Source organism: Mesorhizobium sp. M0047, from assembly GCF_040323315.1.
Classification (GTDB): Bacteria; Pseudomonadota; Alphaproteobacteria; order Rhizobiales; family Rhizobiaceae; genus Mesorhizobium.
The window spans coordinates 90,123-102,006 of sequence record NZ_JAMYUW010000003.1 but is presented as its reverse complement, the minus strand read 5'-3'; the positions used below and the strand labels follow the sequence as shown (position 1 = coordinate 102,006).

Annotated in this window: 12 protein-coding genes; all 12 read right to left on the bottom strand. The window is 57.1% G+C overall.

Features of this window, described 5'->3' with window-relative positions; genetic code table 11:
* Positions 1–78 precede the first annotated feature (78 nt).
* Positions 79–1,242, bottom strand: coding sequence for a M20 aminoacylase family protein (locus tag NKJ89_RS03740; RefSeq protein ID WP_502904082.1), 1,164 nt, complete (start codon positions 1,240–1,242; stop codon positions 79–81).
* A gap of 88 nt (positions 1,243–1,330) precedes the next feature.
* Positions 1,331–2,173: a substrate-binding periplasmic protein gene (locus NKJ89_RS03735; RefSeq protein WP_352599983.1), complete on the bottom strand. Its 843-nt coding sequence runs from the start codon at positions 2,171–2,173 to the stop codon at positions 1,331–1,333.
* A gap of 39 nt (positions 2,174–2,212) precedes the next feature.
* Positions 2,213–2,902 (bottom strand): amino acid ABC transporter permease, encoded by a 690-nt coding sequence (locus NKJ89_RS03730; RefSeq protein ID WP_352599981.1) that lies wholly within the window; start codon positions 2,900–2,902, stop codon positions 2,213–2,215.
* Positions 2,903–2,925: 23 nt separating this feature from the next.
* Positions 2,926–3,648 carry an amino acid ABC transporter ATP-binding protein gene (locus NKJ89_RS03725; RefSeq protein WP_352600317.1) on the bottom strand — a complete coding sequence of 241 codons (723 nt, stop codon included), beginning with the start codon at positions 3,646–3,648 and terminating at the stop codon, positions 2,926–2,928.
* Positions 3,649–3,782: 134 nt separating this feature from the next.
* Positions 3,783–4,697, bottom strand: a complete 915-nt coding sequence (locus tag NKJ89_RS03720) for a phytanoyl-CoA dioxygenase family protein (protein WP_352599979.1) — start codon at positions 4,695–4,697, stop codon at positions 3,783–3,785.
* Positions 4,698–4,782: 85 nt separating this feature from the next.
* Positions 4,783–6,096, bottom strand: coding sequence for an MFS transporter (locus NKJ89_RS03715; RefSeq protein ID WP_352599977.1), 1,314 nt, complete (start codon positions 6,094–6,096; stop codon positions 4,783–4,785).
* A gap of 185 nt (positions 6,097–6,281) precedes the next feature.
* Positions 6,282–7,157, bottom strand: coding sequence for a dihydrodipicolinate synthase family protein (locus NKJ89_RS03710; protein WP_352599975.1), 876 nt, complete (start codon positions 7,155–7,157; stop codon positions 6,282–6,284).
* Between the two features lie 21 nt (positions 7,158–7,178).
* On the bottom strand, positions 7,179–8,387 hold the full coding sequence (locus tag NKJ89_RS03705) for an NAD(P)/FAD-dependent oxidoreductase (RefSeq protein ID WP_352599973.1): 1,209 nt from the start codon (positions 8,385–8,387) through the stop codon (positions 7,179–7,181).
* Positions 8,388–8,414: 27 nt separating this feature from the next.
* A complete protein-coding gene (locus tag NKJ89_RS03700; protein ID WP_352599971.1) occupies positions 8,415–8,738 on the bottom strand; it encodes a 2Fe-2S iron-sulfur cluster-binding protein in 324 nt (107 codons plus the stop codon).
* 13 nt (positions 8,739–8,751) lie between these two features.
* A complete protein-coding gene (locus NKJ89_RS03695) occupies positions 8,752–10,068 on the bottom strand; it encodes a 4Fe-4S dicluster domain-containing protein (protein ID WP_352599969.1) in 1,317 nt (438 codons plus the stop codon).
* A 33-nt stretch (positions 10,069–10,101) separates the two neighbouring features.
* Positions 10,102–10,863 (bottom strand): SDR family oxidoreductase, encoded by a 762-nt coding sequence (locus NKJ89_RS03690; RefSeq protein ID WP_352599967.1) that lies wholly within the window; start codon positions 10,861–10,863, stop codon positions 10,102–10,104.
* 210 nt (positions 10,864–11,073) lie between these two features.
* A complete protein-coding gene (locus tag NKJ89_RS03685) occupies positions 11,074–11,727 on the bottom strand; it encodes a GntR family transcriptional regulator (RefSeq protein WP_352599965.1) in 654 nt (217 codons plus the stop codon).
* Between the last annotated feature and the right edge of the window lie 157 nt (positions 11,728–11,884).

Sequence of the window (11,884 nt, the reverse complement as noted above, 5' to 3'; positions counted from 1 at the left end):
GCGATCCAGCGCTGCGCGAAGGCCGGGTCGGGGGGGCAGGATGCCCGCGCGAGCGGCCAGCCTCCACAACACTTCGCTTCAGCCCGACAGTCTCGACCCAACCAGCGTCACCCAATACGAAACGCCGAATGGAAGTGCCCGGTCGTCGAAGTCGTAGAGCGGGCTGTGCAATGCTGGACTCTCGCCATTGCCAATCCAGATGAGGGCACCCGGTCTCTTTTCCAGCATATAGGCGAAATCCTCGGCCCCCATCATGGGATCGATATCGTCTATCACATTCTCCGTTCCAACCACGGCACGCGCCGCCGCTGTTGCGTATCCAGTCTCTTCGCTTCCGTTGATAGTAGCGGAGCAATATGGTTCGAACTCAACATCGACCACGACGTCATGCGCAACCGCAGCGGCTTTGCAAATATTGCGCAGCTTTGCCTCAACGACCTCGCGCACCTCCTCATCAAGCGTTCTCACGGTACCCATGATCTCTGCCGATTCCGGAATGACGTTATAGGTGGTGCCGGAATGAAATTTGGCGACCGAGAGTACGGCGCTTTTGAGCGGATCGATGTTTCTGGAGATGATGCTGTTCAGCATACTCACCACTTGAACACCGATCGCAATCGGATCGCTCGACTTATGCGGTTCGGCGGCGTGGGAGCCTCGCCCATTGATCGTGAGCCGGAAATTGTCAGATGCTGCGAGGACGACACCCTCCCGTATGCCGAATTTGCCGACGGCCAGGCCAGGCATATTGTGCATTGTGTATACCTCGGCAATCCGGAAGCACTCAAGCAGTCCGTCGTCGATCATGGCCGCGGCGCCCTTGCCACCCTCTTCTGCTGGCTGGAAGATGAGGGCAACCGTGCCGGCGAATTCGCGTGTAGCGGCTAGATGTCGGGCAGCCCCCAAGAGCATGGCCGTATGACCATCGTGCCCGCAAGCATGCATCTTCCCAGGATAAATGGATCTCCACGGTGCGTTCGTCATTTCGGATAGTGGCAGCGCATCCAGTTCCGCCCGCAATCCCACGACTTTATTGCCTTCATGCCGACCCTTGATAATGCCGACCACCCCCGTGCGGCCGATTCCGGAGACCACCTGGTCCACACCGAAGCTCTCCAGTTTCTGCCTGACGAACTCCGCGGTCTCCTCGACCTCGTAGAGAATGCCAGGCCTGCTGTGCAGCTGACGTCTCCACTGCTCGACCTCACCTTGGAATGCATAAACGTCATCGATGACCATCAATGTTTTCGGGCCTTTCACGCCAATATCTGATGATTATGATCGTTGTGGGTAAGGGCGGTGACCACCATCACGGTGCTATGGGGGTCGATCAGCGCGCAAGCTGCGCGCGCAGTTGCGGCCATTCGGTCATCATCTCCTCCGGTATCGGGTAGTCGCCAAAAGTCTTGCTGTAGATCTTCATGAAACGACCATCCTCGACGATCTTCGCAAGCGCCTTGTTGATGGCGGCCAAAAGCTTCGGCCGATTTTTCCCCACAGCCATGGCGCTCGGGAACTCCACAGGCACCGGAAATGCGAGCTTGAGCTTCGATCCCTGCTTGAGCAGGATGTCAGCCGCCTGCGGTGCGCCGGTCACGAACGCATCGATGTTGCCGGTAATGAGCTGACCTATTGCTGTCGCATCGGAACTCTGCGTTACAACCTGCGCGTCCGTCAGTTTTTCTTCGGCCCATTTCAGCTGCAGCGTGCCAAGAGTCGCTCCGACTCTCTTTCCGGCCAGATCTTTGCTTGAAGCAATTGCTTCCTCCGGCCGCGACAGCACGGCGGAGCCGCCGACGAATATACTTCTCGTGAAGGCTACGTGCTGTTTGCGTTCGGGTGTTTCGTACAGAATGGAAGAAACGATATCGTAGCTGCCGGCGACAGTTGCCTGCATGGCCCGGCTGGCGTCCGACGTGTAATATTTGAAGGGGATGCCGAGCTCTTTGGAGACCTCTTCATTAAGATCCACAATCCAGCCCACCGGCTCTCCCCCAGCGGAGGTGGATATGAATGGCGGCTGCTGTATGTAAACTGCTGAGATAGTACCTTTATTGGCGAGCTCGACGTCCAGTTCCTGCGCCTGGGCGGCACCATCCAGGCCCAGGCAGAAAACCATACTCAAACCGAAGAGCGACTTGGTTACGCTTTTTACTGCAATCATGAACGACATCCGTTTTCCCTTTCACGTCAGACCGGCTGACTGTTCGCACTAGCGTTGAAGGCGTTTGTCCCAGGCATTCACCGCGTAGGTGAGTGGGACCGTGATGGCTACGTAAAGCAGGGCGGCAGCAACGGTCGCCGAGGCGTTGTAGGTGAATTCCTGGCGCTGCATGCCAATGAAGTAGATGTCACGTTGACCTGCGGCCAATCCAAGCACGAAGACCAACGAACTTTCCTTTATGGCGATGATAAATTGGTTCGCCAACGCGGGAAGGACGTTCTTCACCCCTTGTGGGATGATAACGTAAAGCATCGTTCGCCAACCCGTGAAGCCCAGGCATCTCCCGGCCTCATATTGTCCCTTCGGTACACTCTGTATCCCAGACCGAAAAACCTCAGCCATGTAGGATCCGGAGATCAAGCCGATAGCCAGCACCGCATAGGCGGTGGGTGAACGACCGAAGAAGGTGAAACCGGCGCTTGGCAATCCGATGCCAATAAGGCTGACCGTGACAATAGCGGGCAGCCCACGGAAAATATCGATGTAGATCCGGCTCGGGATACGCAGCAACGAATTGGAAGAGGAAAGCATAGCTGCCAGGACGATCCCGATCAGCATGCCGATATTGACCGAGAGAAAGGCAATCGTGAAGGTATTGAACAATCCCTCTTCGACAAGGGTTGGGAAGATCGCCTTCATCTCGGAAAAATCGAAGAAAGTGTGGAGAAACGCATCCATGGAAAAACTCGCTCCGTCAGAGGCTATCGAAGTACTTTTTTCAGGAAATGGCGCGTCCTCTCCCGCTGGGGCGTTTTAAACACCTCGTCTGGAGTGCCTGCCTCGGCGATGGTGCCGCTTTCGACGAAGATAATCCTGTCGGCGATCTCCCTCGCGAAGCCCAGTTCGTGGGTGACGCAGAGCATAGTCATGCCAGAGGATGCGAGGTCCCGCATTACGTCGAGCACCTCGGACACGAGTTCAGGGTCGAGCGATGATGTCGGCTCGTCAAACAACATGACCTCGGGGTCCATCATCAACGCCCTGGCGATTGCGATGCGCTGCTGCTGGCCGCCCGACAGGTGTTTCGGATAGGCGCCGGCCTTCTCGACAAGGCCGACGCGCTGCAGCAACCCGGTTGCCTTCTCTCGAGCGGCGGATGCGCTAAGGCCGAGCAACTTGCGCGGCGCGAGCGTAAGGTTCTGCATGACTGTCAGATGCTGAAAAAGATTGAACTGCTGGAACACCATGCCGACCCGGCGGCGGATCAGGTTGATATCTGTCCCGGGGGCTGTGATCATCAGCCCGTCGATAGAGATCGTGCCGCTGTTGATGGGCTCGATGAGGTTTATACAGCGCAGGAGCGTGCTTTTCCCTCCTCCAGAGGGACCGATGATGACGCAGACCTCCTGACGCCTTACAGCAAGATCTACTCCTTTGATCACTTCATTCGCGCCAAAGGACTTCCTGACAGAGTCCAAGCATATGAATTTTTCTAAACCTGATGACACTTGTTCGTTCCGGCTTGTTGTTTTATCGGCAAGGCCATTGCCAAGGCCTGGCGATCCCGAAGTGCAGTTGCTTGCTTACTTGCTAAACGCGAACTACTGCGTAAATGACACTACAAGGCCACTTTCTCGAAGCGGGAAGCAAGTTCCATATTTTGACGCACAAGGTCTTTGTCTGGAGGGATAGGGCCATTCATCCTTGCAGAAATTTCTTCTTCGTTGATCTGCGGAAGAACCTGCGGAAATACCGGCCCACCGATCGGATCGCCCGCCTTGAGACCGTGCGACCAAGGAATTTGTAGTTCTTTGCCTGTTGGGGTGAATCGTGCGTCGTCACCGCACCAACGCGTGGCGATAGCACGGCGATTGAGATTTCCCGCTGGCTTGCCGCGCGCGCCATGAAGGGTCAACGCATGGAAAATGACCGCGTCGCCAGGCTGCATGTCCCAGCTCATGATCTGGTATTGCTCACGATCCGCGTCGAAATTGGGCGTCTGCGAGAGGGGCGCGACTGACTTGACGACGCCGCCGACACCAAGGGGTCGGAAGCGCTGCGGCCAGCGATGGGACCCCGCGACAAATTCCAGAGCGGATTCTGCTGTCGTCACAGGATCGGTAGAAGTCCAAACCGATGCGATCTGATCACCACTCAGCGGAAAGAACGTGAAGTCGTGATGCCAGGGTGTGCGTTCGACGTTATGGGCCTGCTTGACGAAGATTTGGTCGCAAAACAGATTGATACGCTCGGACCGCAACACCTGTCTGACCGCATGCGCGGTAGGCGCAAAAAGGGAAAAGTCTCTCAACCGATCGTTTGTGTGCCAGGTATAGGCATCTGCCCGGAACCGCGGATCTTTTGCTGACTCGGTCTCTTCGTCTTGAAGCCCGCAAATCTCATTAAGGGCATCTCGAACGGTAGTGACCCAGTTTTCGGGATAAAAATCGCGTACTATAATGACGCCGTCAGTCCAGAAGCGTTCAATCTCAACCTCAGTAAGCAGGCGTGATGGCATTTCAGGTGTCAACATGGCTCGATCTCCTACGCTTTTGGGAGGTTCATGGACGCGAAGCGCCGTCCATGAACAATGGGAAGCGTCTACGGATGAAGACGGATCACTCCGTCGATGCGTCATAGCGTGGCTTCATCGCTAGAACGCTCAGAAGTGAGATGAGAGAGATGGCTGCGAGGTAGACGCCAACCGATGTTGCCGAACCGAAATGGCCGAGAAGCATGTTGGCCACGATGGGGGCGATTCCTCCACCAATTGCGCCCCCAATGTTGGCGCAAAGGGAAAGGCCTGTGTAGCGCACCTCGACCGGGAAGAGGTTCGCGAAAAGGGATGCTTCCGGGGCGTACATTATTGGATAGAGAATCCCAAGGGCGAAGATGATCGCCAGCCAGACGAGTTCGACCCGTCCGGTATCAATAAGGAGAAACATCGGAACCGCGCTGATCGTAAGAAGAGCTGTTCCGATGTTGAACACCATTCGCTTGCCGAATTTGTCGCTCAGGATCCCGCAGAGGGGCATCAGGACGAATTGAATTACGGCTCCGACGGTTGTGGCGCTTAGGACTGTGCTGCGTGGCAGCTGAAGCTTGTTGGTTGCATAAGAGAGAACGAAAACTGCAAACAGCCAAAAGAGCGTGATTTCGCCGAGCTTTGCGGCGGTGCCTAGCAGGACGGCCCTGAGGTGCTTCGAGAAAACGCGGGCGAGGGGGATCTGGATAATACCGCCGGACGCGCCAAGCTTCTTAAAGGTTGGCGATTCATTGACTTTGCGTCGGATAAAAAAACCGACAACGACGAGGGTGAAACTTGCAATGAAGGGCAACCGCCAGCCCCACGCCTCGAATTGCTCGGCTGGTAACGAGCCGGTCAGGGAAAAGGCAGCACTTGCCAGGATCAGAGCCGCGGGACATCCCATCTGCGGCAAGCTTCCAAATAGACCGCCACGCTTTGTGGGCGCATGCTCGACGGCCATCAGCACAGCTCCACCCCATTCGCCACCGAGGGCGACACCCTGGCAGATGCGGATGAGAAGGAGGCAAATGGGTGCCAAAATACCAATCTGATCATAGGTCGGAAGAACTCCGATCAACGCGGTCGGGATCCCCATCAGCAGCAAGCCGGCAACGAGCATTTTTTTACGACCGATCCGGTCTCCGAAATGACCGAAGAGAATAGCGCCGAACGGCCGCGCAAAAAGCCCGGCGGCAAAGGTCGTCAGTGCCAGCAAGGTTCCCACGGCCGGATCGAATGAAGGGAAATAGACCTTGCTGAAGATAATGGCGCTGGCTGTCCCAAAGATGAAGAAATCGTACCACTCTATAGTGGTCCCGATCATGGTGGAGAAGGCGACGAGGGTCCTCGACGAGGCGGGCGATATTTCCTCTTCGACGCCAACTACTTGCGCGATGTCCGACATAGTGTCCCCTTTTAGGTTGTTTGACAGGATGGGGACTGGTCAAAAGATCGCGTTTGTCCCCGGCTTGTTCGCACCGCTTTCTCCGAGCGGCTTTTGTAAACTCTGACAGGTATTTTTCACATGTCAATCTGACATGTCAGAAAAGAGAGAAAATATGGCTCCCAGGCCGTGCCCAGTGGAACCATCTATTCAAAGTCGCTCAGCAGCGCCTCAAGATCCGCGCGCTCAGCCACTCCCATCGGAGATTGCGGCGGGATGGGATCGCCGACGTCGTAGCCTTGGATGGCGAGGCCCGCTTTAACGCAGGCGGCCAGGTTGTAACGATTGAAGATCTCATTGAGCCGCCAAAGCTTGACCTGAAGGGCAAGCGCCGCCTCCCAGTCCTTTGCCTTGCAGAGGTCGAACAGCCGAACGCATTGCTGAGGGATCAGACAGGCAGGACCGGCCATCCAGCCGCGGCCGCCAATCAGCATGACCGCCGCGGGAATGTGCGAGGAGGCAGCAAAGACGTCGATGTTGCCGCGACAGCGTTCCAAGATCGAAAGCAGCCGCCCGGTATTGGACGAAGCGTCCTTGATGTAGCGAATGCGGTCGTGCTCCGCGAGGCGTTCGATTAGGTCGAGACCAAGATCGGTTCGTTGAAAGTTCGGGTTCGTGTAGATGACGATGGGGACCTCAACCGCATCGGCGATAGCATGGAAGTAGCCTTCGATTTGTGACGATGCCAAGGGGAAATAAGAATCGATGACGGCAATGATGCCATCGACACCCAGCCTCTCGTAGGCCCTTGCCATTTCGACTGCGTCGTCGGTGGCAGTCGATGAAACACCTGCAATCACCGGCACGCGTTTGGCCGCAGCCTCCACGACCGCCCGCACGACATCTATTTTTTGCGAGCGGTTCAGATAGGCAAACTCACCGGTGGATCCTAGTGCGGCAAGACCGTGAACGCCTTTGCCGATTAGGTCGTCGCATAAGCGGTGCAGGACATCCTGTCGAACGGTGCCGCCGGTGTCGACAGGTGATACGACATAGGGGAAAACCCCTTCGAACTGTAACATTGATCATTCCATGTCGGGTGCTCAGCAGATGAGCGTTTTCAGTTGGAAGTTCGCGTCTGCCGCCCGTGCTGGATCGACCTGAGTTCCTGCCGCGATCAGGCGTCGAGCTAGCATGTGGTCGGCTGGCTGGTTGACGGACTCGACTGCGATCAGACGATCTTCACGGAAGCTGAAGACCGAGAATTTGTTTTCGTCGGGCAATCCGCGTGTGACGCGGTGATCGGTCGCGCCGGTCAGGCCAGCGATCTGCAATTTGTCTGAGCCCTGATCGCTCCAGAACCATGGCACCGCAGTGTACGGACACTTATTGCCGGTGAGTTTTTCGGCAACGCTGCGCGCCTGGTCGTTGGCGTTCTGCACGCTTTCTAGGCGAACCCGATTCGGCGCATAACTGGTTGGAAAACGTGCGCAGTCGCCGATCGCCGAGATGAAATGGTCGGACGTCGTCAGATAGCGATCGACTACAATCCCGTTTTCGGTTTCCAGACCGCTGGCTTCGGCAAGGTCGCTGTTCGCGATTACACCGATGCCGGCAACGATAAGGTCGGCTTCGACTAAGTCTTCCCCATCAAGCAGAAGTCCCCAGGCAGCGCCGTCTTTTCGAACTACGTCAACAATCTTGCGGGAAAACCGAAACTGCACACCGGCCTGAAAATGGCGTCTTTCAAAGAATGCCGATATCTCGTGCGACGCAGTGCGCGCCATCGCCCTGTCAGCGAGATCGATGACGCTGACCGACTTGCCGGCGCCAGCTGCGAACGCGGCAAACTCGAGACCGATAAAGCCCGCGCCAATGATGGCAACCCGCTGGGCGCGCGGCAATGCCGCTCGCAGCGCCTCTGCGTCGCTCACGTTCTTCAGATAGAACACACCTTGGTCACCGCTTGGAACCTGCAGGCGTCGGTTGACCGTGCCGGTCGCCAAGACCAGATGGTCGTAAGGCAGCGACATGCCGTCGGCCATCGTGACCTCGCGTCGGGTGCGATTGATCACCTGCGCCGTATTGCGGCAGAGCTGTATGCGGTTTTCGACGAACGCTCTTTCCCCGCGCAGCAGTAATTCATCTGCCCGACCTGATTTAAGGAACGCCTTTGAAAGGGGAGGACGGTGATAGGGGAGCGCGTCCTCTCCGTTGACGAGGCTAATTTCGCCCTGATAGCCGCAGGCCCGTAAGGCAAATGCCAGCTGGCATCCCGCATGGCCGGCCCCAAGAATGACAATCCTGTTCATCCTATTGTCCTTTGTTCGGGCTCGCGCTTAGAATTGCGTCTCGGGGATGTGAAGAACCACACCGTCGAGCTGGTCACACAATTCGATCTGGCAACACAGCCTGCTCGTCGGGGTGCGCTCGGCGGCGACGAGATCCAGCATGTCACTTTCCTGTTGCGAAGCCGCGCCGACCCGTCCGGCATCAGCCTCGTCGACATAGACATGGCAGGTCCCACAAGAGAGCGTCCCGCCGCACTCGGCCTCGATGCCCGCGACGGCATGGCTGCGAGCCACCTGCATCGCCGAGGTTGGACGATCGAAAGACAGTTCGTGGCGCTGCCCACGCGATGAGATAAAGACTACGCTTGGCATTGTTCTTCCTTCCTCAATCGCGTTCCATCACGGCGCCCTGGACCGGTTTGGCGGCAAGCTGGTCGGCGAGTAGGATGTCGCGGGCTTCGTCGGGGTCCAGCCCATGTTCGATGATCATGTCGCCGCATTCGGCGATCATCCGGTCGACGCCATCCATCATTTTGATACGTTTGTAGATGTCGTCGGCGTGAAGCCCCATGCTTTCGCCGATGATCTCCATGACGTTGATGATTTCGAACGAGACGTCTTTCTCGAAATGACAGAGCTCGCGGTGACAGGCGTGAAACACCGTCGCCAGCGTCGTGACGCCGGCGTCCGCGGCCGCCTGAAATTCCATTTCGCGTAACTCTTCTTTGAAGCGCGGTGTCACCGTGAGATAGTTCGACATCAGCCCAACGTGGGGCACATCAAGTTCGACGAGTTTGACACCTGGTATCGCCCCGAGGATATTTTTGACCGCCCTTGCCACGCCCGGCAGACCAGGACGTTCGTTCAATGCGACGGTCTTGTTGACGACATGGCTGAAATGTGGACGGAGCTGGTCGAGCCGCTCTTCAAGATATTCGTAGAACGGTTGAAGGGTGAAGGATCGATCCTGCGTCATCTTCTCGTAGTTCGGAATAATGATCTCGTCGAACTGAGACTGGCAGCTGGGGCACCAGGATACTTTGGTCTGAGCGCCGATTTCTTGAATTTGCGACAGCGTGCTCAGGCCAGCTCGCCCGGAAGTTTCCCCGTCGCCAGCGCGAAACTGATTGATGCCACAACATGCCGATGTCCCACCGATCACCTGATAAGTGGCACCGATCCGCTCAAGTACATCGAGGCAGAGGATCAGGATATGCGGTGTTTTGTGAATATTGCAGCCCGTATAGAGCGCCACGTCCGGTCTGACCTGTGGTTTGTTCGCAGCAGTGGTCGGCTGTAGCCGTTCAATTTCACCCTTCGGCAACTGAAGACGCGACACCACCCGGACTGTTTTTGCCATGGCTCGAAAGGACTTTATGGCATTAGCCTTGACTGCCGAGCCATCGCGTTTCTGGCTATGCGCATAGTTCGCCAGCCGGACCAGCATCCGTGGATCGACCCCATAATCGCATGCATCGCCACACAGACCACTGCTGGAGCAGGCGGCTCCCCACCGCGCAGCCTCTTCCGTTCCTTCGCCGCCGCGCAGCAGGTCGATCATTCCATGCAGCACGCCGGTCGGCTCGGCATGATCGATGCCGATTGCCTTGGTCATGGGACAGGCAGTGAAGCACTTGCCGCAAGCTGTACAGGCGTTGGCTATTTCGCCCATGCGTTGGCCGAGGGCTTCAACGAAGTCCATAACAGGTCACCTTTTTTATTAACGGACGAATGCCTATCGCGCGGTCCAGCCGCCGTCCGCAAACAGCGTTGATCCGGTGCAGAAGGACGACTCGTCACTAGCCAGGAATAGCATCGCCGCCGCGATTTCTTCGGGGCGGCCAAGGCGATTGAACAACTGCCGCTGTTCAAGATGAGCCCGCAGTTTGTCTGGCTCCGGGCTCGCGGCGAACAAGCGATCGTAATAGGGTGATTCAACAGTGCCCGCGCCAATGCAGTTGACGCGGATTTTTTGGTCCGCGTGGTCGAGAGCCATTGCGCGGGTAAGCGCCGCAACAGCTCCTTTCGACGCCACGTAAGCAGCCCGATCGTAGATGCCAACCACGGAGACGGCCGATGCGGTATTGATGATTGATCCGCCCCCTTGGGCTGCCATGATCGGAATGACGGCCTTGCAGCCGAAAAATACGCCGTTGACGTTCGTCGCCATCAGGGCATTCCAATCAGCCTCGGTAGTATCGACTACAGTCCCTCCAATGCCATAGCCGGCATTGTTGACCAGAATATCGATGCGGCCCCAGGTCGCCTTGACCCGGTCTACCATCATCGTAACGTCTTCGAATTTTGAAACATCGGTCGTGACGGCAAAAGCCGTTCCGCCCGTAGCGATGATCTCGTCGACGGTGCGCGAACCGTCTGTTTCACTTCGGTCGGCGATGCAGACGAAGGCTCCTTCTCTCGCAAAGGAGATCGCGGTCGCGCGGCCGATCCCCGAGCCACCGCCGGTGATAATTGCTGTCTTGTTTGTCAAACGCATTGGGAGCTTCCGGATCTCAGAAAAGGGTTGAATCGGATGGTTGCCCGTGAACGGTATTCGGCCATGATGTGTCGCTGACATCGATCCGATATGCCGCGCAGAAGCAGCGCACAGCTGGAACCAGCGTGCGGCGACGATAACAATGATTCAATATTCCGCCGACTAAGACGCTGCGAAGTGGTTGTCTTTCCGTTGGAAGAAGACAGCAGGCTATTTGCCGAGAATCGCTCGTTCCGTCGTGCGGATGTGGCTTTTCAAAGCAGCCTTCAGAGCATCCGCATCGCGGTCCACGAGAGCTGCTAAAATGTCCAGATGCTCCCGATGCCGGGCAGTCGCTGCCTCGGCATCCGGGCCGCGCTCTGCCAGGTAACTCACGACATGAAGTTGGATCTGCAACTGTGCATAAAACCTCATCAATGTCGGGTTGGCGGCAAGAGCCACAATTGCGGAATGAAACTCTGTGTTCGCACGCACAAAATCGGCGCTCGAACCTGCCGAGCCCAACTTCTCTACGGCGACGGTCAGATTTTGAAGATCCTCGCCCGTTACGTTCCTCACCGCGTAGTCGGCGGCAAACGTTTCCAGCGTCAGGCGCAAGGCAAAGAGCTGACTTGCTTGGACCCGGTCGATCTGATTGACAACCGTTCCGCTCCGCCCGGCGACCGACAAGAAGCCTTCGCTTTGTAAGCGATTGATTGCTTCCCTGACCGGAGTTCTTCCGATCTGCAGCCGATCCACCAACAAGTACACCGAGGTTCTTTCCCCGGGCCGCAACTCGCGTTTCAACACCAGATCGATGATGCCATTGTAAGCAAGGTCGACTGCGGAGAGCTCCTTGGCAGTGGTGTCTGGCATGTTGTCCATGATCGACCGGCTCTATCCCAGGCGTCCGCGACGCTATCGTCAGGGGAACGGTATTATTTTGCGCCCGGCAGACTAGCCGAGCATCCGCCGGGCCGATACCCGGAGGCGTTGCTATCAACGATAATTGTGCGGAGCCGTGGCTGATAGGGTGATCCGA

What these genes read in the sequence shown, in the direction of transcription:
- NKJ89_RS03695 (WP_352599969.1), bottom strand. Translation starts at nt 10,068, where the DNA reads ATGGACTTCGTTGAAGCCCTCGGCCAACGCATGGGCGAAATAGCCAAC.
- NKJ89_RS03705 (WP_352599973.1), bottom strand. Translation starts at nt 8,387, where the DNA reads ATGAACAGGATTGTCATTCTTGGGGCCGGCCATGCGGGATGCCAGCTG.
- NKJ89_RS03700 (WP_352599971.1), bottom strand. Translation starts at nt 8,738, where the DNA reads ATGCCAAGCGTAGTCTTTATCTCATCGCGTGGGCAGCGCCACGAACTG.
- NKJ89_RS03685 (WP_352599965.1), bottom strand. Translation starts at nt 11,727, where the DNA reads ATGGACAACATGCCAGACACCACTGCCAAGGAGCTCTCCGCAGTCGAC.
- NKJ89_RS03715 (WP_352599977.1), bottom strand. Translation starts at nt 6,096, where the DNA reads ATGTCGGACATCGCGCAAGTAGTTGGCGTCGAAGAGGAAATATCGCCC.
- NKJ89_RS03690 (WP_352599967.1), bottom strand. Translation starts at nt 10,863, where the DNA reads ATGCGTTTGACAAACAAGACAGCAATTATCACCGGCGGTGGCTCGGGG.
- NKJ89_RS03720 (WP_352599979.1), bottom strand. Translation starts at nt 4,697, where the DNA reads ATGTTGACACCTGAAATGCCATCACGCCTGCTTACTGAGGTTGAGATT.
- NKJ89_RS03730 (WP_352599981.1), bottom strand. Translation starts at nt 2,902, where the DNA reads ATGGATGCGTTTCTCCACACTTTCTTCGATTTTTCCGAGATGAAGGCG.
- NKJ89_RS03710 (WP_352599975.1), bottom strand. Translation starts at nt 7,157, where the DNA reads ATGTTACAGTTCGAAGGGGTTTTCCCCTATGTCGTATCACCTGTCGAC.
- NKJ89_RS03735 (WP_352599983.1), bottom strand. Translation starts at nt 2,173, where the DNA reads ATGTCGTTCATGATTGCAGTAAAAAGCGTAACCAAGTCGCTCTTCGGT.